This window comes from Pseudomonas sp. HY13-MNA-CIBAN-0226, assembly GCF_040310305.1.
GTDB lineage: Bacteria > Pseudomonadota > Gammaproteobacteria > Pseudomonadales > Pseudomonadaceae > Aquipseudomonas > Aquipseudomonas gregormendelii.
Genome location: NZ_JBEOPS010000014.1, coordinates 22939 through 45746, shown reverse-complemented (window position 1 = coordinate 45746; position 22808 = coordinate 22939). Strand labels below are relative to the sequence as shown.

Genomic DNA, 22808 nt, shown 5'->3' with positions numbered 1-22808 from the left:
ACGAACCTGCAAGTGGTTTACGCCCGTGGGCATCCTCCTGATGACCCTGGGTGCATCTTCCTTGCGTGCCAGCCCGATCGACGACGAGCGACAGCCCGAACCCTCGGACCCTTCGGCGTATTACGACGAACCCGAGGACAGGGCCGGCGCCTTGAATGCGATCCTCACCATGCCGGAGGCCAACGAAGATTCCTTCGATTTGCCCGATGGCGTTAAAGGCAGCCGCGACACGCCGCGTCAGGAAAACATCCTGCCGCCGACGGTGCAGACCAGTTTCAACTACCCCACGAATGGTAAGCCCAGCCCACTGTTTGGCGCCCAGCCATTTACCCAGCAACTGTTGTTGTTCGAAGAATTCGGCCCGGAAAAGCTCGACCCGACCACACCGGCGGCGCCCCTGCCGTTTCCGCCCGTGGCTATCGGCCCGGCGCCGCAACAGGACCCCGCCAGTGCAGCGCGCAGTGCGCCTCCGAGCGCCGCGCTCGATGCTTTCCTGCGTCAACCGGGGCTGACACCGTTCCCCAGTCAGTTCGCCAACGTCGTGGACCGCAACCCCTGGCAGGCGCAGATCGAATATTTCCTCAACCGGCATATCGGCTCGTCGGCGGAAGGGCGCCCGCCTGGAAAGGGCTGGTCCCACCAGCGCTGGAACGAGTTCTACCCGCAACTGGCCTACAAGACCGTGCAGACCGGTGCCCGGGTCAATGGCGGGCTGCGTGACAGCCGGCAGATGCATGGTTATGCGCTGGGCGAGTTCGGCCCCGGTGGGCTCTACCACAACGTGGCCGGCGTACCGGCCACCGACGGCACCGCCAAGGGCGTCGACCCGCGCTTTCACCCGAACATGCCGGTGCAGAACCACAATTCGATCTGGACCTTCGACGGCACCCTGCCGCCCAAGTTGTTGATGGTTCGCTACGGCCAGCCCGTCCTGATGAGGCACTACAACGGCCTGCCCATCGACCCGGCGGCCAACATGGGCTTCGGCCTGCACACCATCAGCACCCACGAACACAACGGCCACGCGCCAGCGGAAAGCGATGGCTATGCCAATGCATTCTTCTTCCCCGGCCAGTACTACGACTATCGCTGGCCGATCCAGTTGGCCGGCTATGACAGCATCAACACCGACGCCCAGGATCCGCGCGCGGCGTTCCCCTGCTCGCCGGGCGAGACCCTCTGGACCAACGACCTGGCCCCCAGCCGCAAGACCTGCGACCACGGTACGATCAAGATCCGTGGCGACTGGCGCGAAACCATGAGTACCCACTGGTTTCACGACCACATGCTCGATTTCACCGCGCAGAACGTCTACAAGGGCAACGCGGCGATGATGAACTACTACAGCGCCCTGGACCGCGGCAACGAGTCGGTCAACGACGGCGTCAACCTGCGCTTGCCCAGCGGCAGCGCCTTGCCGTGGGGCAATCGCGACTACGACGTCAACCTGGTGATCGCCGACAAGGCCTGGGATCAGTCCGGCCAGTTGTGGTTCAACCCGTTCAACACCGACGGCTTCCTTGGCGACCAGATCCTGGTCAACTGGCAGTGGAAACCCACCCTCGATGTACGCGCCCGCAGCTATCGCTTGCGCGTCCTCAACGGCTCGGTGTCGCGTTACTTCAAGCTGGCCATCGTGCGCGAAATCAAGGGCAGCAGCGGCGAGTTCCAGGGGCCGAAAAACTCCGGGGTGTCCTACAGCCGGGTGCCGTTCCACATGATTGCCAACGACGGCAACATCATGGAGCACAGCGTGCCCTTTGACGGCAGCATGGACCTGGATGCCGACGGCGATAAACAGAACCACAATGCGATCCTGCCGACCCAGGGCATCGCCGAGCGTTTCGATATCATCGTCAACTTCGCGAAAAACGGCATCAAGCCGGGGGACAAGCTGTTCGTGGTCAACCTGCTGGCCCACGACGACGGCAAGGGGCCGAATGAGCCAATCCCCCTTGGCGATGTGCTGTCGGAAAAATACCTGGCGGTGCTCAAACAATCGAGCAAGGGGCCGCAGTGGGACAAGGGTGACCCGGGCGTCGGCAAAATCCTCCAGTTTAACGTCAAGGCCTACACCGGCCAGGACCTGGCCATGGACCCGGCAGCCTACGAGCCGGCCAAGCCGGGCAAGGCGGAAGGTTTGGTGATGATTCCGCTGAAGATCCATCGTGACAACGCCGCCGACAAGGTACTGCTGGCCCAGGCCCGTCACCGCACCTTCACCTACGGCCGCTCGGACGGCACTGATGCCGCGCCCTGGACGGTCAAGACCGATGGCGGTTTCGGCTTCCACATGGACCCGCGGCGCCTGAATACCTCGATCCAGCTTAAAACCGGGCCTACCGACGCTGGAGTCAGCGGTTTCGGCACTCTGGAAGTGTGGAATATCAAGGCCGGCGGCAAGGGCTGGAGCCACCCGGTGCACGTGCACTTCGAGGAAGGGATCATTCTCAGTCGCGGTGGCAAGGCGCCTCCTGAATGGGAAAAATGGGCGCGCAAGGACGTGTACCGTATCGGCTCGGAGAACGACGGCCTGGACAGCGTGGAATTTGCGATCAACTTTCGTGAGTTCGGCGGCACCTACATGGAGCATTGTCACAACACCCAGCACGAAGACAACTCCATGCTGCTGCGCTGGGACCTGGAAAAACCCGGGCAATTGCAGCTGATGCCGACGCCACTGCCAAGCTGGGACGGAGTGCGTTATGTCAACTCCGCCGCACTGCCAACCTTCCGCACCGGCGACGGTTTCGGCCCGCAAGTGACGGTGAAAAAATGAACCGCCTACCGGTCGACCGGCCACTGTACACGCCGCGCTCCCGGGCCCTGGGCATGCACCTGGTGCTGCTGCTGGTGACCTGCGTGCTGGCCAGCCGGTTGCTGCTGGCACACGAGGCGGCGTCCGCGACGAATGGCTCGGTGACGCCCTGGGGCGGCGATTATTTCCCCAACACCCTGCTGACCAACCAGGACGGTCAGCAGGTGCATTTCTTCGACGACCTGATCAAGGGCAAGGTGGTGGTGATCAACTTCATTTTCACCTCTTGCAGCGATTCCTGCCCGCTGGAAACCGCGCGCCTGCGCCAGGTCCAGACGCTGTTGGGGGATCGGGTCGGCAAGGACATCTTCTTCTATTCGATCAGCATCGATCCGCTAAGCGACACACCCGCCGTACTCAAGGCCTACGCGCAACGCTTCAGGGTCGGGCCGGGCTGGCAATTTCTGACCGGTGAATTCGACGATGTCACCGAGCTTCGGCACAAGCTCGGGCTGTTCATCGAAGGCGTCGACAACGGCCGCAACAAGGACCACAACCTGAGCCTGATCGTCGGCAACCAGGAAACCGGCCGCTGGATGAAGGCCTCGCCCTTTGAAAATCCGTGGATCCTCGCCGATCAACTGGCCAATACCTTGCAGAACTGGAAGCAGCCGAGCATTGAACAAAGTTATGCCGACGCGCCGCAGATCCGCCCGCCGAGCACCGGCGAAGAACTGTTTCGCACCCGCTGTGCTTCGTGTCACAGCCTTGGCCCGCAGGATGGCCAGGGCATTGGCATGCGCAGCATCGGGCCGGACCTGATCGGCGTGACCCGCCAGCGCGACCCGGCCTGGCTGAGTCGCTGGATTCGTGAGCCGGACCGGATGCTGGCGGAGGGAGACCCGATCGCCACAGCGCTGTTCGAACGCTTCGAAAAAATCCCGATGCCCAACCTGCGGCTGGATGAAAACTCGGCCCAGGCGGTGATTGATTTTCTAACGCAAGAGACCGAACGCCAGCAGGCGCTGGCGGCACAAACACAATAGCGGCGATTTACCATCATTGGGCCGTCGGAGGCAATGATTGCCACCTACACTGATTGGGAACGCGCCCCTGTAGAGCGGGATAGGCCCATGCATAGACCACAACAATTAAAAGCACCTGCGCCAACTTTGGCCGCAATGCGTGAGGGCTGGCCTGGTCAGTTCAATCTGCTGCGTTGGTTTTCCGTGGGCAGCTTCGTCATCATCGCCGCCGTGGCCCTGGGCCTGGGTTATATCTCCACGCGTTTTGTGGTCGAGGAGAGCATCGAGCGTGACTCCATGCTGACTGCGCAATTCATCCAGGCCATCGGTGACGCTGAAATCCGCCATGCCTCGATCAATCCGCGCCGGACCATGGGCGAGATGCTTGACCCGCGTGATGACAACGCTTATCCAGATGTTCCCCCCGAGAAGCGCGCTGCGGCTCGCATCGAATTTCTCGACCACGTGGAGCACCTGCCGGACATCCTGCTGGCCCACGTCTTTGCGCTGGATCGCACGGTGGTGTGGTCGACCAACCCCGACCTGATCCGTGAGCGCATCACCGGTGACGAAGAGCTGGACGAATCCTTCATGATGAAGGAGGCGGTGTCCACCAGCTATCACGAGGTCGATGATGAGCGTCCCGAGCAGCGGTTCCTGCGCGAGCCGGCTTATCTGTTCGTCGAGAACTACATCCCGATGTTCAACGCCGACAGGAGCAAGGTCATTGCCATGGTGGAAATCTACAAGGAGCCCGTAGACCTGGTAGCGCGCATCCAGCGTGGGTTCAAGGCCATCTGGCTGGCCACTGCACTGGGCGGCGCGGCCATCTACCTGGGCTTGTTCTGGATCGTGCGGCGCGCTGCCAGGCTGCTGCAAACCCAGCAGAAACTGTTGATCGCCAACGAGACCTTCGTAGCCCTGGGGGAGATGTCGTCCGCGGTGGCGCACAGCTTGCGCAATCCCCTGGCGAACATCCGCTCCAGCGCCGAACTGGCCCAGGACATTGCCAGCCAGAGTGCACAGAAAAACATAAGCGACATCATCAGCCAGGTCGATCGCATGTCGCGCTGGGTCCGCGAATTGCTGGTGTCCTTGCGCCCGGCCAATGACGACTCCGAAGCCGTGGACCTGTTGCTCGCCGTCGAGGACACGCTGAACGCCTTTGAGCCGCTGATCCGGCGTTCGAACGTCGAGGTGCGCTTCACTGCGCGCTTGATCGAACCGGTCGTCAGTCAGCGGGTGCTCCTCACGCAAATTCTCAATAGCCTGTTTGCCAATGCCCTGGAGGCCATGCCCAAGGGCGGCGTGCTGACGATCGGCTTCGATTCGTCGCAGCCGGGGCAGGTGAGCCTGACGTTGAGCGACACCGGCAAAGGCATGACCGCGCAGCAGCAGCAAATGGTCTTCAAGCCGTTTTTCACTACCAAGCAAGGCGGTTTGGGCGTGGGCCTGGCGCTGGTCAAAAGAATAATGGAGCGTTTCGAAGGCTCGGTCGAACTGACCAGTCGGGAGCTGGAAGGAACCCGCGTATGTCTCAACTTCAAAGTGGCAACGGGAGGGGAATATGGAGCACAGCATACTGCTGGTCGAGGATGACGAACTTCTCGCCGAGAATATTCAGACCTACCTGGAGCGCAAAGACTTCGAGGTCACGGTCTGCCACTCGGCGGAAGATGCACTGGAGCAATTGCGTACGTTCGCGCCTGATGTGGTACTGACCGACAACTCGTTGCCGGGCATGAGCGGTCACGATCTGATCCAGAAGCTGCGCGTCAGCGCGCCGGATCTGAAAGTGATCATGATGACCGGCTACGGCAACGTCGAAGACGCCGTGGTGGCGATGAAAGAAGGCGCCTTCCACTACGTCACTAAACCGGTGGCTCTGCCGGAGCTCAAGCTGCTGCTGGACAAGGCCCTGGCGACTGATCGAATGGAGCGCACGCTGTCGTTTTATCAGGACCGTGAAGCACAGAAGTCCGGCGTGCAGGCGTTGATCGGCGAGTCGGCACCCATGCAATACCTCAAGGGCACCATCGCCCAACTGCTCGACGCCGAGCGGCGCATGGCCAACACCGATTTGCCGCCGGTGCTGGTGGAGGGTGAGACCGGCACTGGCAAGGAACTGGTGGCCAGGGCGCTGCATTTCGACGGGCCGCGCAGCAAGGGCCCGTTCATTGAGTTCAACTGCGCCTCGATTCCATCGAACCTGGTGGAGTCGGAGCTGTTTGGCCACGAGAAGGGCGCCTTCACCGATGCCAAGGATCGCCGGGTCGGGCTGGTCGAAGCCGCCGATGGCGGCACCTTGTTCCTCGATGAAGTGGGCGAGATGGACCTGCTGCTGCAAGCCAAGCTGCTTAAACTGCTGGAAGACCGGACCATCCGCCGGGTCGGTTCGGTGAAGGAGCGCAAGGTCGACCTGCGGGTGATCAGCGCCACCAACTGCAACCTCGAACAGATGGTGCAGCAAGGCAAGTTCCGCCGCGACCTGTTCTTCCGTCTGCGGATCATCTCGATCAAGGTGCCGCGCCTGTACGCCCGCGGCGAAGACATCCTGCTCCTGGCCCGGCATTTCCTGGCGGCCCACGGCAAGCGCTATGGCAAGCCGAACCTGCATTTCAGCGACCAGGCCGAGGAACTGCTGCTCAGCTACAGCTGGCCGGGCAACGTGCGCGAGCTGCGCAACATGCTCGAACAGACCGTGCTGCTGGCCCAGAGTGACACCATCGCGGCTCATCAGTTGAATGTGTGCCTGAGCCTGGTGGACGATCCACCGATCCTCCAGGAAGCGCAACACCACGAGCCGCGGCCGGTCTACAACGGCACCGAGTCGATGAACCTGCCTGAGGTCGAGCGTGACATGGTGCGCAAGATGCTCGACAAGACCGACTGGAACGTGACCAAGTCAGCGCGCCTGCTGGGCTTGAGCCGCGACATGCTGCGCTACCGGATCGAAAAGCTCGGCCTCTCGCGTCCGGACAAGCGCCAGTGGTAGCCGGGCTACAACGCCGGGCCCTGGCGACTCAGGCAGGCCAGCAGGCACGTGGGGTCGAGGACTTCTTCGTTGACGTACACCCCGCGCTGGGGGTCATAGGAGCGGATGAACACCCGTACGCTGGCGTCCGCGATGGTCGGCAGGCGGGAGTCGGTAAACTCGTGCTGGCTGGCTATCGGGATGAAGTCCTGCGGCGAGGTCGAGATGTATGACCCCGGCGGCACGGTGCTGATGGACGGAGGCGAGGGGTGGGCGAAGGGCTGGTCCGTGCCGTAGTAGCTAAACTCGCTGTTGTAGGTCTGCGTCTGCATCGGACTGTCATCGGCCTGGGCGCCGTTGGCACCGAGCAGGCATACAGCGAGCGACAGCATCAGCTTGATGTTTTGCATGGCATCACCTGGTTTTTCGGTGTTTCCCCAAGGTCGTTAACTATAGACCTTCCGCAGAGGCTGCACGTTCAACGCCAGGAGATCCCCCTCGCAGGGGTGACCTCTGCTCGCGCTGAGGCCATTGAAGTCAGCGAGTCTGCCCCTTACAAGAATCCAACAATCTCCCAATGGGTTTTCCTGCACCTCTCACCTAGACTCCTTCCCCGGTCAATCAAGACCGGATCTCTGGAGCCTGCAATGGAAATGCCGACCAAGGAAACAGCCATCGCCAGCAACCGCGAGGCCTGGAACGACTCCGCCCGCCATCATCGGGACAACCCTGAATGGCCGGCGCTGCTCAGTGCTGTAGAACGCAGTGAATTCAGCTGCCTTGACACCACCTTGCACACGCTGCTGGAGCAAGTCGGCGTCGCAGGAAAAGACCTCGCGCAAGTGGGCTGCAACAACGGCCGGGAAAGCCTCTCGCTGTTTGCCCTTGGTGCCCGTAGCGTGGTGGGTATCGATCAATCCGCCGCGTTCCTTGATCAGGCGCGGGAACTGGGGGCGCGCTCGCCCCATCCTGCGCAGTTCATCGAAGCCGACATCCATAACCTCCCAAGCGATCTCCACAACCGTTTCGATGTGGCGCTGGTCACCATTGGCGTATTGAACTGGATGCCGGACATTGGCGAGTTCTTCCGCCATGTGGCCCGCATCCTTAAAACCGGTGGCGCGCTGGTGATCTACGAAACCCACCCGTTTCTGGAGATGTTCGACCCCGAGGCGAGCGATCCTTACCGCCTGGACAGCTCGTACTTTCGCAGCGAACCATTCGTGCAAACCCAACCGATTGTCTATGCCGGCAAGGTCGAGCAGCAGTCCGCAGCGTCATACTGGTTCGTCCATACCCTGGGCGACATCTTTACCGGTGCCCTGGATGCAGGTTTGGCGATCAGCCATTTCAAGGAGTACCCGCACTCCAATCGCGAAGAACTGTACGACCGCTATGAGCAGCAGAGCGCCCAGTTGCCGATGTGTTTCACCTGGGTGGCGGTGAAAACCTGATTGAGAAAGGTGGGGCAATCCGTATCCTGTGCAGCCTGCATAGTGCTTGTCTGATCAGGAGTGAAAATGAACAACGCCGCTGGAATAACGGTTGCCTTGTTGATTAGTGGTGCATTGTTCACCGCACAGGCCAAAGGGGCGGGTGATGTCGAGGCAGGGCAGAAGCTGTTTGGCCGTATCTGCGGCGGCTGCCATCAGGTCGGAGAGTCCGCCCGGGCGTCTTTCGGCCCGCAGCTCAATCAGATTTTCGGTCGGATGTCCGGCAGCACCACGGATTACCAGTATTCCGATGCGATGAAATCAGCCGGTATCACCTGGACCACGCAAACGCTCACCGCGTACCTGGAAGCGCCGAAAAAGGTGGTGCCCGGGACCCGAATGATCTTCTGGGGGCTCAGCGATCCCGAGAAAGTCGCGGATGTGCTGGCCTACCTGCAGACGTTCCAGGACGGCCAATGAGCAGACAGAAAAAACCCGGCTGCTGAGGCCGGGTTTTTTTCGGGTGCTGCCGTTAACACTTCACTCATGCGTTGCGACTCTCGATCAGGCGATCGGAGCCACCTTCGGCTACACGACGTTCCAGCAGACGATCGGAGCCGCCTTCGGCTACACGACGTTCCAGCAGGCGATCGGAGCCACCTTCGGCTACACGACGTTCCAGCAGGCGATCGGAGCCGCCTTCGGCTACACGGCTTTCAATCAGGCGATCCGACCCGCCTTCAGCGACGACGGGCTGGGCGGAAGTGGCGGCGAAAGCGTTAACTGCAAAAACCGAGAAGGCGATGCTGAGAAGGACCTGGCGTTTCATGATGGTGTGCTCCGGGGTGTTATTGGTTGGTATGGAGCTGATGTTACGCCGGAGATTTTTTATGAGAACTTCATTGAGTTGATGGTGACTATCGACGCCAGCAATGGCTGCCAATCGCCTATCACTGGGCAGTGATACACAGATCGCCCGTCGCCCGGATCAGTCCCTGGCCATGCAGAGCGTCCTTGATCAGTCCGGACCGGGCGGTGGCCAGCCACAAGGGGCAGTTGGGGTCGGTACGATAGCGGGCGAACTTGGCGTACTCGGTCAACAGGCGGGCTTGCAGCTGATCCAGGCGCGGCCGAACCTGCGTGGAAAGGTCTGGCCTTGGCGTATCGGGTGCCTTGCCAGCCGCCTGCCACTGGGCAAGCAAACCGTACTGCACCAGCTTGCTGGCTTCAATCTGCGCCGCAACCAACTCGGCGACCTCGTCCGGGTCGAGTTTGCGTTCCAGCGCCTGTTTCCTGGCATTGGCAATGACTTGCGCTTCCCGCGCACTGTCTTGCGTCGGCTGGCGCGTATCCCATTTACTCAGCGCTACCTGATCGGCGATGCTCAGCCGCTCATACATCGTCACCAGCAATGGTCGCAAACTGTCGGGCGCCGGGGCGGGCACAGCTGCCTGCGCTCCACACATGAACAAACCGAGTATCGCAGCAGGCAACAGCTTTGGCAGGAACGGGCACAAGCGCATTGGCAAAAACCTCATGGGTACAAAGTTCACTACTCACTGAGTATGTAACACAGGTGTGCCGGTGGTCATAAGTGTCAAATTGCCTGGTTTGCCCACAAAAAAGCCCGGCTGCTGAGGCCGGGCTTTCGGTGAGTGTTGATCCAGAGCGATTCTTCATGCGGCGCGGGACTCGATCAAGCGGTCAGAGCCACCCTCGGCTACACGGCGTTCCAGCAGACGATCAGAACCACCTTCGGCTACACGGCGTTCCAGCAGACGATCGGAACCACCTTCGGCTACACGGCGTTCCAGCAGACGATCAGAACCACCTTCGGCTACACGGCGTTCCAGCAGACGATCGGAGCCACCTTCGGCTACACGGCGCTCCAGCAGACGATCGGAGCCACCCTCAGCCACACGGCTTTCAATCAGGCGATCCGAGCCGCCTTCAGCAACGACGGGCTGAGCGGAAGTGGCTGCAAAAGCGTTAACTGCAAAAACCGAAAAGGCGAAGCTGAGAAGGATTTGGCGTTTCATGATGGTGTGCTCCGGGGTGTTATTGGTTGGTATGGATGCGATGTTACGCCCCAGGATTTTTATGAGAACTTCATTGAGTTGATGGTGACTATCGACGCCACCGATGGAGCAAACGTATGCTTCCGGGCTGCCTGATCCAAATGGCGACAGGGACCTGGTCGCCACTGAGTGGCAGTCGTTGAAACGCAAGGTGTGGTCGCACAGGGCAAACGCGCAGCCTTTGGTTCCCTTGTCCCCGACCCTGGGGCTATCCTTGAGTACTCACCCTGCGCAGTCGAGACGGACCTCCCTTTCATGTCAACCCAGCCCCTTTGGAAAACCTACCTGCTGTTCCTCGCGCCCATGGTGCTGTCCAATTTCCTGCAGTCCATGTCGGGCACCATCAACAGCATCTACATCGGCCAGATGCTGGGCACTCAGGCGCTCGCGGCGGTCTCCGGCATGTTCCCTATCGTGTTTTTCTTCATTGCGCTGGTAATCGGGCTCGGTGCGGGGGCCGGGGTGCTGATCGGTCAGGCTTGGGGGGCGCGCGAGGCGCACATGGTCAAGGCCATTGCCGGTACGACGTCACTGCTGGGGGCGATGATCGGCCTGACAGCCGCAGTGCTGGGCAGTGTATTTGCGCGTTCGGCGCTGCAAGGGCTGGGCACGCCCGCGGACGTGCTGGACGACGCCGTTGCCTATGCCCACGTGATGATGTGGATCATGCCGTCGTTGCTGGTGTACGTGCTGTTTACCCAATTGCTGCGCGGTGTCAGCGATACGATGTCGCCTCTGGTGGCATTGCTGGTATCCACCTGCATTGGCCTGGCGCTGACGCCGGCCTTGATTCGAGGCTGGCTGGGGTTCCCGCCATTGGGGATTCAGAGCGCAGCGTATGCCGGACTGGCGGGTAACCTGGCGGCAATGGGATGGCTGGCGTGGCGCTTGATCGCCAGGCGCCACCCGCTGGCACCCGACCGGGAAATGTTCGCGGCGATGCGCCTGGACCGGGTGATCCTCGGCAAAGTGCTGCGTATCGGCTTGCCGACCGGCTTGCAGATGGTGGTGCTATCGTTGTCGGAACTGGTGATCCTGGCGCTGGTGAACCAGCACGGCTCCCAGGCGACGGCGGCATATGGTGCGGTGACGCAGATCGTCAATTACGTGCAGTTTCCGGCGCTGTCGATCGCCATCACCGCCTCGATTCTCGGCGCCCAGGCGATCGGCGCCGGGCGCCTGGAACGCATGGGGCCGATCCTGCGCACAGGGCTGTGGATCAACGTAGGCCTGACCGGTGGCCTGGTGTTGCTGGGTTACCTGTTGTCGCACTGGTTGCTGGGACTGTTCCTCACGGACGACTCGACCCAGGCGATGGCCGAACACCTGCTGCACATCATGCTCTGGAGCCTGTTGATCTTCGGCTTCCAGGCGATCATCGGCGGCATCATGCGCGCCAGCGGCACGGTGCTGGTGCCGATGGCGATCTCGATCGTCTGCGTGCTGCTGGTGCAATTGCCCGTGGCCTATGCGCTGGATACGCAGTTTGGTTTGCAAGGGGTGTGGATGGCGTTTCCGGTGGCGTACCTGGCCATGCTGGCGCTGCAGACGGCGTATTACCGATTCGTCTGGCTGCACCGCCGGATCGAGCGGCTGGTTTAGAAATACATGACGCGGTGACGTGCGTTCGGCGGTAGTCGCTTTAGTGAATGTCAGGGCGTCATCGCTGGCAAGCCAGGCTGGTGCAACAGTGGAACAACGCGCGTTTCTTTGCTTTAGTACATTTACCGCATTCGGCCGTGCAATCGGCAAACCTGGCCCCGACCGGAGAATCACATGACTTGCCGATTCCCGTGTTCCATTGCACTGGCGGTGACTTTGATCACGGGGGCGGTGCCTTGCACTCAAGCCGCCGAGTACACCCGCGTGAACCCTGCTGCGAGCAAGATCAGCTTCACCTTCAACCAGATGGGCTCCGAGGTCTACGGAACGTTCGGCAGGTTCGAAGCCAGCTTCGAGTTCGACACCGCCAACCCCACGGCAGCCCGTACCCGACTGGTCATCGACATGGCGAGCATCGACGCCGGCAGCAGCGACGCCAACCTCGAACTGCAGAAACCCGCCTGGTTCAACACCCCGGAATTTCCCCAGGGCGTGTTCGAATCGACCCGGGTCACGGACCTGGGCAACAACCGCTATGCCGTGATCGGCAATCTTACAATCAGGGGCCTGACCCGAGAGGTGCAGGTCCAGGTCGAATTGAAACCGGAAAGTGGCATCGGCCTGTTCAATGGCGAGTTCGTTCTGGACCGCGACCTGTTCCGGATCGGCGAAGGGGAGTGGGCTGACACCGTCGTTTCCAAGGACATCGACATCAAGTTTCGGGTCGTGGCGCCCGAACACTGAGAGCCTGCCTGGAATCTGGCTGATAACGGCACTCAGGCTCACGTGTTGCCCATCGCTGCGCGGGGTGCGCCTGCGTCAGGTCCGATACCGCAACCGAGCAGGCACTGGCCGGCCTCGGCAGGCGATACGCTGCGGGTCCTTCGAACCCGGTGCGCGCAAGGCCTGGCACACCCATCCGCTGGGACAGAAGTTGATTGTCATTGCGGGTAGTGGCTGGGTACAGGAGGCCGGCAAACCGGCAAACCGGCGCAATCGATCAAACCCGGCGACACGGTGTGGATTGCTCCCTATGTGAAGCATTGGCATGTGGCAACGGCGGAAACGTCCATGTCGCACATTGCCATTGCTGAGGCGCAGGATGGCAAGGTGGTGGAGTGGATGGAAAAGGTTGGCGAGCAGGAATATCCGCAGTTGTAGAAGCAAGATGATTCTGTGGGAGACTTATGCGTGAGGCTCATGAATTCGCCGCTTCATTCTTCTGCGGTCACCCGATGCGCACTCTGCGCGTTATCATTACACCTTCGAGCGCCACCCAGACCCAGAGCCGCACATGCCCCAGATCACCCATTTCAAAACCCCATGCCCAGAGCATCTGACCAGTCAGATCCTGCAGCTGGTGGTCGACAACCTCACTGACATCAGTATGGTCGCGATCCCGCCGAGCAACCTGCTGTACAACGTTTACCAATATGCGATCGGCTATGAAGTGCATCTGTATCTGGAGGCGTTGAATGGCACCAAGGGGGTTGCCGTGGAGTTGCTGGTGGCCACAGATGAGGACGACCCGGAGCAGGTCGTTGGTTTCCTGTTATACCTGCCGATCCAGGACGATCCCGATGCCTGTGGCGTGGCGTACATGGCGGTGCAGGCGGGTCATCGGCGGCAGGGGATCGCCCGGCGGATGGTGCGCGAGATGGTGGGGCGTTATCCCCACGCCGAACTGACGTGCGCCGTGGCCAAGGTGCCCTGGTTCGAATCGATGGGTTTCCAGGTCGTGGGCGTGCGCGGCACCCAGGTGCTCATGAACACCCGTGACCACAGCAGCGACGGGCTCATGGGATTACTGGACGTAGGGCCCATCTACAGCTCGCTGGAGGTACGGCAGATTCATACTTACCTGCTGCAAAAGCATGGCAAGCGGGCGATGGTCGATGCCGAAAAACAGCGCGACCGGCACCTGGATCAGCTCACGCACAAAGCCCACGAGTTCGTTCGCGGGCGTGGTAACGGCGCTATTTAGCCGCGGGCAGCTTGAGGTGCGCGCACAGGCCGCCGCCTTCTCGATTGGTCAGGGTCAAGGACCCGCCCAGCGCCAGCGCCAGCTGTTGGGCGATCGCCAGGCCCAGGCCGGTCCCGCCGGTGCTGCGGTTACGCGAGTTTTCCACTCGATAGAAGGGCTCCAGCACATGGGCCAGTTCTTCCTCGGCGATACCGGGGCCGCGATCCATCACCTTGATCGACAGGCTGCCATCGGCCTGTGACGCCACCTCCAGCTGCGCGGCGCCGGCGAACTTGAGGGCGTTGTCGGTCAGGTTGACCACTACCCGGCGCAGCGCATGGGGGCGGGTGTCGATCACCGCGTCGGTCTTGCCTTCCAGGGACACGTCCTTGCCCATGTCCTGATAATCGAACACCAGGCTGTCGAGGAACGAATCCAGGTGGGTACGGCAGACTTCCTCGGTGGCGCCGTGCACGCTGCGTGCATAGGCCACGCCCTCGCGCACAAGGTGCTCGATCTCGCCGAGGTCGCTCCATAGCTTGTCCTTCTCGCTGGAGTCGTCCATGAATTCCGCGCGCAGTTTCATCCGGGTGATGGGGGTTTGCAGGTCATGGGAAATCGCCGCCAGTAGTTGCATGCGTTCTTTTAGGTACGCCGCAATTCGCGCCTGCATCGCGTTGAACGCCTTGGCCGCATGGGCGACTTCGGTAGGACCTTTCTCGTCCAGGTGCACCGGTCGCGCATTGGGGTCGAGGGTTTCTACCGCTTGGGCGAGGCGGGTGAGGGGGCGGATGGCGATCCTCACGGCCAGCCAGGTGCACAGGATCAACAGCGCCAGTTGCCCCAGCAGCACCGCCGGCAACCACGGCGACAAGGGCGCCATTGCCGGACGGACGTCGATGGTCACCGGACTGCCATCGGCCAGTTTCAGGTGCACCTGGAAATGCTTTCGCGCCCCTGGAATGTCGGTGTAGGTCATTGGGTAGTCCTTGCCGATGGCTTCCTTGATCGAGCTCATCGCCATCGGCGAATCGGTCATGGGCATCCCGGCAGTTCCTTCGTCGAGCAGGTAGCCGTAGTTCGGCCGATTCAGCTGTTGCAGCCAGCTGGCCCGCTCATTGGCAGGCAGGCGGTCGAGGATCGCGATTGAGGTCGACACGTCGGTTTCCAGATTGCCGAGCATGGTGTTTTTCGCGCTTTCGTAGCGCTCGTAATACTGCACGCCGAAGGACAGCGCCTGCGCCAGGATCAGCCCTACCAGGAAAATCATTGAAAGACGCGAGGCGAGGGTGCGGGGCCAGCGCAGCGAGAAATTCATGAGGGTGCCCCGATGACTTCCACCGCCAGTGAGAACACGTAGCCCTCGCTGCGCACGGTCTTGATGTACGCCGGCTCCCGGGCATCGTCCAGCAGGCGCTGGCGCAAACGGCTGACCAGCAGATCGATGGAACGGTCGAACAGGTCGGCGTCGCGGCCCTGGGTCAGGTTCAGCAGTTGGTCGCGGTTGAGCACGCGCTGCGGATGGTCGAGGAATACCCGCAGCAAACGATACTCGGCGCCACTGAGCGCAACCATGGTGCCGTCTTCGTCCAGCAGGTGCCTGGCCGAGGTGTCCAGCCGCCAGCGCCCGAAGGCCAGCAGGCGCCCGCTTTCGGTAACCACCAGATTCGGCGGCAGCATTCGTGTGCGGCGCAGCACGGCGCTGATGCGCGCGAGCAGTTCCCGGGCGGCGAAGGGTTTGACCAGGTAATCATCGGCGCCCATTTCCAGGCCAATGATACGGTCGGTCTCGTCACTGCGGGCGGTGAGCATCAATACTGGGGTGGCCTTGTGTTTGCCGGCGCGAAGCTCACGGCACAGCAGCAGGCCATCGTCCCCCGGCATCATGATGTCCAGGACGATGAGGTCCACTGGCGTGGATTCGAGAAAGGCGCGCATTTGTCGGCCGTCGGCGACCACCGTGGTACGCAGCCCGTTCTTTTTCAGGTAATTGCCGACCAGCTCGCGAATCTCGCGGTCATCGTCAACGATGAGAATGTGATCAACGTGTTCCATGGGGCCGGGCCTCTGTAAACGGGGGATGTCGCGCAGTCTATCGAGCCTTCGCGCGCGTGACTCCTGCCCTTTGTATTGCAGTGTATCTGGCCTTAAGGCGGACACACGCAGACTCAAAAACCGTGTTTTTTCGGGTTTTTGTATCGCTGTGTATCGGGAGGCGGTTCTGATACGTAGCGATTAACCCGCGCCTGTTTCCGACACAGAGGGGATACCTGGCGAGCTTCTAATGAGCTCCATCGAGGCAACCCCAAACCGCCTCGGCTCAATACCACGATTGACCCATTGAAGCCTTGAGGAAACCGCCATGAACACCAAAGCCGTCTACGCCGCCTGCCTGTTTGCCGCGCTGAATATCTGCACCTTGTCGGCCCGCGCCGAAGCCACGGTCAAGCCTGAAACCTACACCTACGGCACGCATCTGGACATCAAGAAAGTCATCTCGATGAAACAGGACGCCACGCCGACCTGCGGAATCATCAACGCCCAGCTGACCTACCTCGATTCCCAGGGCGACACCAAGGTCCTGGACTACCGAAAATTCGCTGACAACTGCCACGACGACAACTGAGTCGCCTGTTTGCCCATTACTGATTTTACGAGGATCCGCATCATGAAAAACCTGACCCGTTATCTGACCGCAGTGGCTTTTTCCGTAGCCGGCGCGGCTGCCCATGCCAACGCTGCGGTGGAGCAGAGCAGCTGCGCTGGTAGCACCTGTTTTCAACTGACCCCGGTGGGGCACAAGGATGCAAGCCCGTTGCTGGTCGAAGACGGTTCCAGCCGCACGCCGCAGGGGCAGTTGCTGGAAACCCAGACGGCCTGAACCCAAACACCAATCCCCTGTAGGAGCGAGCTTGCTCCTACAGGGGGCATGAACCGCTCATTATTCAGGTGATCCCATGTTAATCATCGCTTTTCTGGGCGGTATCCTCACCGTCCTCAGCCCGTGCATCCTCCCGGTCGTGCCGTTTTTGTTCGCCGGCGTTGACCGCAGCCGTACCTCGATCCTGCTGACCCTCGGCGGCATGGTCCTGACCTTCGCCCTGATCTCCAGCCTGGCGGTGGTCAGCAGCGAGTGGGTGGTACAGGCCAGTAACACCGGCCGCCACGTGGCATTGATGGTGATGGCACTGTTTGCGCTGTCGCTGATTTCCGCGCGCATTGGTGAATGGCTGGCGCGGCCTTTCGTGCTGCTGGGCAATCGCCTTGATCCCGACATGCGCAAAATGTCCGGCCCGGCAGGCTCGATCATGATCGGCGTGGCCACCGGCCTGCTCTGGGCACCCTGTGCCGGACCAATTCTCGGGGTGATCCTCACTGGCGCCATGTTGCAAGGCGCGAATGCCGGCACCAGCCTGCTGCTGGTGGCTTATGGGCTGGGCAGCGCGCTGTCGCTGGGTACCCTGATCTTCGCTGGTCGTGGCCTGGTAAACCGTCTCAAAGCATCGATACCGGTCACCGGCTGGTTGCGTCGCGGTGCTGGCGTGGCAGTGCTGGCCGCTGCAGTGGTGATCGCCACCGGTGCCGACAAGACCCTGCTGGCTGGCACGTCGTCCGAAGGCATCAGCAGCGTTGAGAAGGGGGTACTGGAGACCGTGCCAAAAGTGCTGGATTACTTCGTCAGCAAGGTCAAGGCCGATACCATGGACAACGCCCAGGGCGCCATGCCATCGCTGGCCGGTGCGGTCCAATGGCTCAACTCCCCGGAACTCAGCGGCGAATCGCTGAAAGGCAAGGTGGTGCTGGTGGATTTCTGGACCTTCGACTGCATCAACTGCCAGCGCACCTTGCCGTACGTGAAGGACTGGGCGAAGAAGTATGAGAAAGATGGCCTGGTGGTGATCGGCGTGCATACGCCTGAGTACGGTTTTGAACGCATCATCGATAACGTCAGGGACCAGGTGAAGAAGCTTGGCATCACCTACCCGGTGGCCATCGACAACAACTACGCGATCTGGCGCAATTTCGACAACCAGTACTGGCCCGCGCATTACCTGGTCGATGCCAAGGGGCAGGTGCGCTACACCCACTTTGGCGAAGGCGCCTACGACGCGCAGGAGCAGATGATTCAGCAACTGCTGGAGGAGGCCAAGGCGCCCGGAGCTTGATCGAGGCCATTGCCTGACAAGCTGAACCCTGTAGGAGCTGCCGAAGGCTGCGATCTTTTGATCTTTGGCATTTGTGATCCCGCCGAAGATCAAAAGATCGCAGCCTTCGGCAGCTCCTACAGGGTGGGTCTCGCTGGCGGCCCATAGTTCAGATGATAGTCACCGCCGCTGCTGCACAGTCCCGGTCTGGCAGCGGCGCCAGGCCGCAGGCGGTGAGCCGAATTCGCGCCGAAATGCGCGACTGAAGGCGGTGTCCTTCTGGCATCCGACGTCCTCGGCACTGCGCGTCAATGAACTGTTGCTGCGGCTCGCGCTCGGCCCGCACCGCCTTGAGGCGCCGGCGGTGCGGGCCAGCAATGGGAAAACTCCGGACGATCGGACACGCCTGGCCGACGATCGGACAGGACGCCGCCGTGCTGCGGCGCGATAGTTTGCCTGCAGGGCAAAAAACCCTGTTCCCATATCAAGAATGAGAGGTTGTCATGCCTAAGTTCGTCATTGAACGGGAGATAGCAGGTGCAGGAGCACTGTTGGAGCGCAATTCATGAGCACACCCATTGATCTAACTGCCTTGAAAAACCGTCAGATGGCCGCCTGGGCCAGTGGCGACTACGCCGTGATCGGCACCACCTTGCAGATCGTCGGCGAGCAGTTGGCCGAGGCCTGCGACCTGCTGTGCGATGAGCGCGTGCTGGACGTCGCCGCCGGTAACGGCAATGCCACGCTCGCGGCCGCACGGCGCGGTTGCATCGTCACTTCCACCGACTATGTGGCCGCATTGCTGGAACGCGGCGAGGACCGCTCGCGGGCAGAGCGCCTGCAAGTCACCTTTCAGGTCGCCGATGCCGAAGCATTGCCCTTTGAAGATGCGAGTTTTGATGCGGTGCTGTCGACCTTCGGCGTGATGTTCACCCCCGATCAATCGAAAGCAGCTGCAGAGCTGGCCCGGGTGTGCCGCCCCGGAGGCCGTATCGGCCTGGCCAACTGGACGCCCGAAGGCTTCGTTGGCCAGGTGTTCAAGACCCTGGGCAAGCATATGCCACCACCACCGGGTGCGCAGCCGCCTTCGCAGTGGGGTACCGAGGCCTGGCTGCATGCGCACTTCGACGAGCGCAGTTTCCTGGTCCAGGTCAGCCGCCGGACCTTCAACTTCCGCTATCGCTCGGCGGCCCATTTCATCGACACGTTTCGCCGCTGGTACGGTCCGGTGCACAAGGCATTCGCCGCGCTGCCGCCCGATGGCGCCACGGCGCTGGAAGCAGACCTGACCGAGTTGCTCAACCGGATGAACAGGGCGGGCGAGAAATCACTGGTGGTGCCGAGCGAGTACCTGGAGGTGGTCATCACCCAGCGCTGAACCCCGGTAGGAGTTGCCGCAGGCTGCGATCTTCGATCTTGAGATATAAGGTCAGGATCAAGAGATCGCAGCCTGCGGCAGCTCCTACGTTAGCGTCATCTTTTGGCGGGTTATTTGTGCCGCGATCCATCAAACCACTCCAGCGCCGTACGCCAGATGCAAATGCCCAGGAAGTAAGCCGACATCAGCAACCACAGCCCCATCACCAGCGGGTTGATCACCGGATGGTTGACCACCAGCGACAAGCTGCACAATAACCAGATGGCCGTCACGGCAATATTGATCGGCATGAATTTACGCACGCGAAACGGGTGCAGGAACTTCATGCGGGTCACGGTCAGCAGCGCCAGGCCAATCACCGTGAGGAAGGTGATCCATGGCGAAGGCGCAATGATGTACAGGCACAGCGCCACCACGTTCCACGCAGCGGGGAAGCCCTGGAAGTAGTTGTCCTTGCTCTTCATATTGACGTTGCAAAAACAGAACAGCGAAGACACCAGGATCAGCGACACCGTTAGCAGCAGCGTGTAGTCCGGCAACGGAATGTAGCGATAGATGAACAGCGCGGGGATGAATACGTAGGTCAGGTAGTCAATGACCAGGTCGAGGATCGAACCGTCGAAGCTGGGCAGCACCGACTGCACGTTGACCTTGCGCGCCAATGCGCCATCCAGGCCATCGACGATCAGCGCGACGCCGAGCCACAGCAGGCAACTGGTCGGCTGGTTATCCAGCAGGGCGAGGGTCGCGAGGAAGGCGGTGACCACGCCGGTGGCGGTAAAACCATGGGCGCCCCATGCTTTGAGCCTGGCGATGTGTAGGGTCGATATCACGGGGGCGTTCTCCAAAATGTGAAGCAAGCCAGTCATCACCCTCGCGAGCGAGGGCGGCGGCAAACCGGTTCGGGTTGCAGGTATCGACCGAAAATCCGCGAATAAGGTTCACCGTCAGTAAATCTTAGCTGCGTCGCGGGAAAATACTTCGGCTAAATCCACGCCGCTGTTGCCCTGATGTCGGCAGCCAGACGGTGGTGGCAGATTGGCCCGCAAGGACTATCGTTTCCTGACCGAAATACTTCCATTAATAAGGACGACGTCATGAACACCAGCGACCTGCTCGAACAACTGCTCCGTGGCCAAGCCTCGCAGCAAACGGGTGCCGCTTCCCCCAAGGGAGGCATCGGCGGTGATCTTGGCGGGTTGCTGGGCGGCCTGTTGGGTGGCGGTCGCGCCGGTTCCAGCATGGGCGGCGGTGGCTTGGGCGGTTTGCTCGGTGGCCTGCTTGGCGGTGGTTCGGCCCTGGGCGGCGCGAACCAGAACCGATCCGGACGCAGTGGCGCAATGAATTACGCGGCCCTGGCCTCGCTCGGCATGATGGCCTTCCAGGCTTATCAGGCCTGGCAGCGCAATCAGGCGTCATCCGTCCCGCAGCAAGCGCCACAGACCGTGAACCTGCTGGCCGGACCGGAAGTCGAGGAACACAGCCACGCTATCTTGCGCGCGCTGATCGCAGCGGCCAAGGCCGACGGCCGGATCGACCCTGCCGAGCATGAGATGATCAGTACAGAAATCGGCCGTCACACCGACGACCCGCAACTGCAACAATGGCTGGACAACGAAGTATCCCGGCCTCTGGATGCCGCCGACGTGGCACAGTCGGCCACGGACCCTGGTATTGCTGCCGAAATGTACCTGGCCAGCGTGATGCTGGTGGACGACCAGCAGGATGTTGAGCGCGCGTATCTGGACGAACTGGCAGCCGCATTGAGCATAGATCCACAGCTGCAAGTGCATCTGGAACAGCAGGCCAAGGGCACTGCATAAGCCATCACGCAAACCCGAATGAGCAGGGTTTGCTGGCGATCACGACGGCAGCGGTCTATCTGGCCGGCCCCATCGCGAGCAAGCTCGCTCCCACAGGGGGGCTTGTTTACTCCAGGCCCTGGCCGTCTGTCCGGCCATTTTTAACCTCGATTGAATTTTCTCCCTGGCTCATCGATCTGCTGCAGTAGAGACGCGTTGATTCAGCGTCCTGCCACTGGCCATAGACCGAGAGATGCGCCCATGACTGCCCTGACAAGACTTGAAGCCCGGCCTGCCCGCGCAGAGTCGATCCCGACCGCCGGTAGCCTGAAAAATACCTATGCCCAACTGCTGCTCAACGTCGATGACGCGCAGCGCAAATCCCTGGCGCGGACGTTCCTGGTCGAGCAACTTCAACAGGCCCAAGACCTGCCTGAGGAGATGCCCCGGGACCTGTCTGCCTTGCCAGGGTTTGTGGAACAGCACTGCGCGCAGGTAGCGCGCCAGTACGCCGATTATCTGCAACAACGCAAGGATGGCGGCCCACGTCAGTTCTTCAGCAACAAGGCCCATGCGCTGTTTTTCCTGCAGGCTGTCGGGCCGACCAAATTGGTGGACGGCGCATGGTTGTATGGCTTGCTGAGCCACTGGCGTGACCCGCGGTTCGACGGGCTGATCTGCACCTACCTGGAAGAATTGGGCGACGGCAATCCGGCGCAAAACCACGTAGTGATCTATCGCAAGCTCCTGGCCGAACATGGCCTGGATGACACCTGCGCGCTGCCCGACGAGCGATACCTGCAAGGCGCGATCCAGCTGGCGCTGGGCGAGTGCAGCGATGACTTCATGCCTGAAAAGATCGGCTACAACCTCGGTTATGAACAACTGCCGCTGCACCTGCTGATCAGCGCCTATGAACTGAGCGAACTGGGCATCGATCCTTACTATTTCACGCTCCATGTCACCATCGATAACGCCAGCACCGGCCACGCGCAAAAAGCCGTGCAGTCAGTGCTGCAGCTGATGCCGCTGGAAGGCGACCGAGAAGAGTTCCTGCGTCGGGTTGCTGCTGGCTATCGACTTAACGATCTGGGGCAGGGCAGTCGCGCGATTATCGAGTCGTTCGACCTCGAGCAAGAGCTGCTGGGCATGCTCGAACGCAAGCGTCCGTTCGGCCAGCACATGCATTCGGACTATTGCCGTTTCGAGGGCAAGACGGTCAATCAGTGGTTGTCTTCACCCGAGCAATTACCCGGTTTCCTCAGTGCCATGGAAAACAAGGGCTGGATCAAGCGCCACCAGGATCCGCAGGGCAGCCGGTTCTGGCAGATGATAGTGGGTGATGGTGCGGCGATGTTCGGTGTGTTCAGCCCTTATGAGAAACAATTGCTGCATGACTGGATCGCTGGAGACTGGGCGCCCGAGCGTGCAAGGCCGGCACATCGGCGTGTAGTCAGTGCCGCCCGGGTTCCTGAGCTGCCGGCCAGTGACCCTGACGTGCAGACGCTGCAAGCGTCCCTCGCGGGGCTGGATCCCCATGCACAGATGTCCGTGTTGATCCCGTGGCTATCAGCCCATCGTCACTCACACCCGGCGGGACTGCTCGCCACGCGGCGCTACATCGAACTTAAATCCAGCCTGCGCTAGGGA

20 protein-coding genes and 4 pseudogenes are annotated in these 22808 nt (G+C 61.3%); 16 read left to right on the top strand and 8 right to left on the bottom strand.

Annotated elements, in window-relative coordinates; all coding sequences use genetic code 11:
- The first annotated feature begins 40 nt into the window (after window positions 1–40).
- The 4 genes from AAEZ05_RS16590 (at window position 41) to AAEZ05_RS16575 (ending at window position 6778) form a co-directional block, all read left to right on the top strand.
- The gene (locus AAEZ05_RS16590) at window positions 41–2779 is read left to right on the top strand and encodes a multicopper oxidase domain-containing protein (protein ID WP_442963623.1); all 2739 of its coding nucleotides are present in this window, start codon (window positions 41–43) and stop codon (window positions 2777–2779) included.
- On the top strand, window positions 2776–3804 hold the full coding sequence (locus AAEZ05_RS16585; RefSeq protein ID WP_350598373.1) for an SCO family protein: 1029 nt from the start codon (window positions 2776–2778) through the stop codon (window positions 3802–3804). The genes AAEZ05_RS16590 and AAEZ05_RS16585 overlap by 4 nt, the downstream gene beginning before the upstream one ends.
- An 87-nt stretch (window positions 3805–3891) precedes the next feature.
- Complete coding sequence (locus AAEZ05_RS16580) at window positions 3892–5382, top strand: sensor histidine kinase (protein ID WP_350648110.1); 1491 nt, start codon at window positions 3892–3894, stop codon at window positions 5380–5382.
- A complete protein-coding gene (locus AAEZ05_RS16575; RefSeq protein WP_045059000.1) occupies window positions 5351–6778 on the top strand; it encodes a sigma-54-dependent transcriptional regulator in 1428 nt (475 codons plus the stop codon). Before AAEZ05_RS16580 ends, AAEZ05_RS16575 begins: the two co-directional genes overlap by 32 nt.
- 5 nt (window positions 6779–6783) lie before the next feature.
- Here AAEZ05_RS16575 and AAEZ05_RS16570 read toward each other — a convergent pair whose 3' ends face one another.
- Complete coding sequence (locus tag AAEZ05_RS16570; RefSeq protein ID WP_045059001.1) at window positions 6784–7167, bottom strand: hypothetical protein; 384 nt, start codon at window positions 7165–7167, stop codon at window positions 6784–6786.
- A gap of 237 nt (window positions 7168–7404) precedes the next feature.
- Between AAEZ05_RS16570 and AAEZ05_RS16565 the strand changes: the two genes are divergently transcribed.
- Together AAEZ05_RS16565 and AAEZ05_RS16560 are read left to right on the top strand one after the other, a co-directional pair.
- Window positions 7405–8211 (top strand): class I SAM-dependent methyltransferase, encoded by an 807-nt coding sequence (locus tag AAEZ05_RS16565; protein ID WP_045059002.1) that lies wholly within the window; start codon window positions 7405–7407, stop codon window positions 8209–8211.
- 66 nt (window positions 8212–8277) lie between these two features.
- Window positions 8278–8670, top strand: a complete 393-nt coding sequence (locus AAEZ05_RS16560) for a c-type cytochrome (RefSeq protein ID WP_045059003.1) — start codon at window positions 8278–8280, stop codon at window positions 8668–8670.
- A 67-nt stretch (window positions 8671–8737) separates the two neighbouring features.
- Here AAEZ05_RS16560 and AAEZ05_RS16555 read toward each other — a convergent pair.
- The 3 genes and pseudogenes from AAEZ05_RS16555 to AAEZ05_RS16545 all read right to left on the bottom strand — a co-directional run.
- Window positions 8738–9019, bottom strand: a pseudogene (locus AAEZ05_RS16555) (phage infection protein); the annotation flags it as partial.
- A gap of 121 nt (window positions 9020–9140) precedes the next feature.
- The gene (locus AAEZ05_RS16550; protein ID WP_045059005.1) at window positions 9141–9713 is read right to left on the bottom strand and encodes a chorismate mutase; all 573 of its coding nucleotides are present in this window, start codon (window positions 9711–9713) and stop codon (window positions 9141–9143) included.
- A gap of 156 nt (window positions 9714–9869) precedes the next feature.
- Window positions 9870–10229: pseudogene (locus AAEZ05_RS16545) on the bottom strand (phage infection protein); the annotation flags it as partial.
- 294 nt (window positions 10230–10523) lie between these two features.
- On the opposite strand from AAEZ05_RS16545, the gene AAEZ05_RS16540 reads away from it, so the two are divergent.
- The 4 genes and pseudogenes from AAEZ05_RS16540 to AAEZ05_RS16525 all read left to right on the top strand — a co-directional run bounded on the left by AAEZ05_RS16540 (window position 10524) and on the right by AAEZ05_RS16525 (window position 13854).
- Window positions 10524–11870 carry an MATE family efflux transporter gene (locus tag AAEZ05_RS16540; RefSeq protein WP_350648106.1) on the top strand — a complete coding sequence of 449 codons (1347 nt, stop codon included), beginning with the start codon at window positions 10524–10526 and terminating at the stop codon, window positions 11868–11870.
- A 174-nt stretch (window positions 11871–12044) separates the two neighbouring features.
- Window positions 12045–12614, top strand: a complete 570-nt coding sequence (locus tag AAEZ05_RS16535; RefSeq protein ID WP_350648104.1) for a YceI family protein — start codon at window positions 12045–12047, stop codon at window positions 12612–12614.
- Between the two features lie 136 nt (window positions 12615–12750).
- Window positions 12751–13031, top strand: a pseudogene (locus tag AAEZ05_RS16530) (cupin domain-containing protein); the annotation flags it as partial.
- A gap of 133 nt (window positions 13032–13164) precedes the next feature.
- Window positions 13165–13854 carry a GNAT family N-acetyltransferase gene (locus tag AAEZ05_RS16525; RefSeq protein ID WP_045059008.1) on the top strand — a complete coding sequence of 230 codons (690 nt, stop codon included), beginning with the start codon at window positions 13165–13167 and terminating at the stop codon, window positions 13852–13854.
- On the opposite strand, the gene AAEZ05_RS16520 is transcribed toward AAEZ05_RS16525, so the two are convergent.
- Window positions 13847–15151, bottom strand: coding sequence for an ATP-binding protein (locus AAEZ05_RS16520; RefSeq protein WP_350648101.1), 1305 nt, complete (start codon window positions 15149–15151; stop codon window positions 13847–13849). The two genes, AAEZ05_RS16525 and AAEZ05_RS16520, sit on opposite strands and share 8 nt — an antisense overlap.
- The gene (locus AAEZ05_RS16515; protein WP_045059010.1) at window positions 15148–15888 is read right to left on the bottom strand and encodes a response regulator; all 741 of its coding nucleotides are present in this window, start codon (window positions 15886–15888) and stop codon (window positions 15148–15150) included. The genes AAEZ05_RS16520 and AAEZ05_RS16515 overlap by 4 nt, the downstream gene beginning before the upstream one ends.
- 307 nt (window positions 15889–16195) lie before the next feature.
- Between AAEZ05_RS16515 and AAEZ05_RS16510 the strand changes: the two genes are divergently transcribed.
- From AAEZ05_RS16510 to AAEZ05_RS16500, 3 genes are all read left to right on the top strand, one after another.
- Window positions 16196–16459: a DUF2790 domain-containing protein gene (locus AAEZ05_RS16510; RefSeq protein WP_205892265.1), complete on the top strand. Its 264-nt coding sequence runs from the start codon at window positions 16196–16198 to the stop codon at window positions 16457–16459.
- A gap of 42 nt (window positions 16460–16501) precedes the next feature.
- Entirely contained in the window at window positions 16502–16714 is a 213-nt protein-coding gene (locus AAEZ05_RS16505; protein WP_045059012.1) for a hypothetical protein, read from the top strand.
- Between the two features lie 76 nt (window positions 16715–16790).
- Window positions 16791–17999 carry a cytochrome c biogenesis protein DipZ gene (locus AAEZ05_RS16500; RefSeq protein ID WP_045059013.1) on the top strand — a complete coding sequence of 403 codons (1209 nt, stop codon included), beginning with the start codon at window positions 16791–16793 and terminating at the stop codon, window positions 17997–17999.
- Between the two features lie 159 nt (window positions 18000–18158).
- Here the strand turns inward: AAEZ05_RS16500 and AAEZ05_RS16495 are convergent.
- Window positions 18159–18302 (bottom strand): annotated as a pseudogene (locus AAEZ05_RS16495) (AraC family transcriptional regulator); the annotation flags it as partial.
- A 241-nt stretch (window positions 18303–18543) separates the two neighbouring features.
- Here AAEZ05_RS16495 and AAEZ05_RS16490 point away from each other — a divergent pair.
- Window positions 18544–19356, top strand: coding sequence for a class I SAM-dependent methyltransferase (locus tag AAEZ05_RS16490; protein ID WP_350648098.1), 813 nt, complete (start codon window positions 18544–18546; stop codon window positions 19354–19356).
- Window positions 19357–19466: 110 nt separating this feature from the next.
- On the opposite strand, the gene pcsA is transcribed toward AAEZ05_RS16490, so the two are convergent.
- Complete coding sequence (gene pcsA, locus AAEZ05_RS16485) at window positions 19467–20189, bottom strand: phosphatidylcholine synthase (protein WP_045059015.1); 723 nt, start codon at window positions 20187–20189, stop codon at window positions 19467–19469.
- 264 nt (window positions 20190–20453) lie between these two features.
- Here pcsA and AAEZ05_RS16480 point away from each other — a divergent pair, with 264 nt between their 5' ends.
- Window positions 20454–21179: a tellurite resistance TerB family protein gene (locus AAEZ05_RS16480; RefSeq protein ID WP_205892262.1), complete on the top strand. Its 726-nt coding sequence runs from the start codon at window positions 20454–20456 to the stop codon at window positions 21177–21179.
- A gap of 240 nt (window positions 21180–21419) precedes the next feature.
- Complete coding sequence (locus tag AAEZ05_RS16475) at window positions 21420–22805, top strand: iron-containing redox enzyme family protein (protein WP_350648095.1); 1386 nt, start codon at window positions 21420–21422, stop codon at window positions 22803–22805.
- The last annotated feature ends 3 nt before the right edge of the window (window positions 22806–22808 follow it).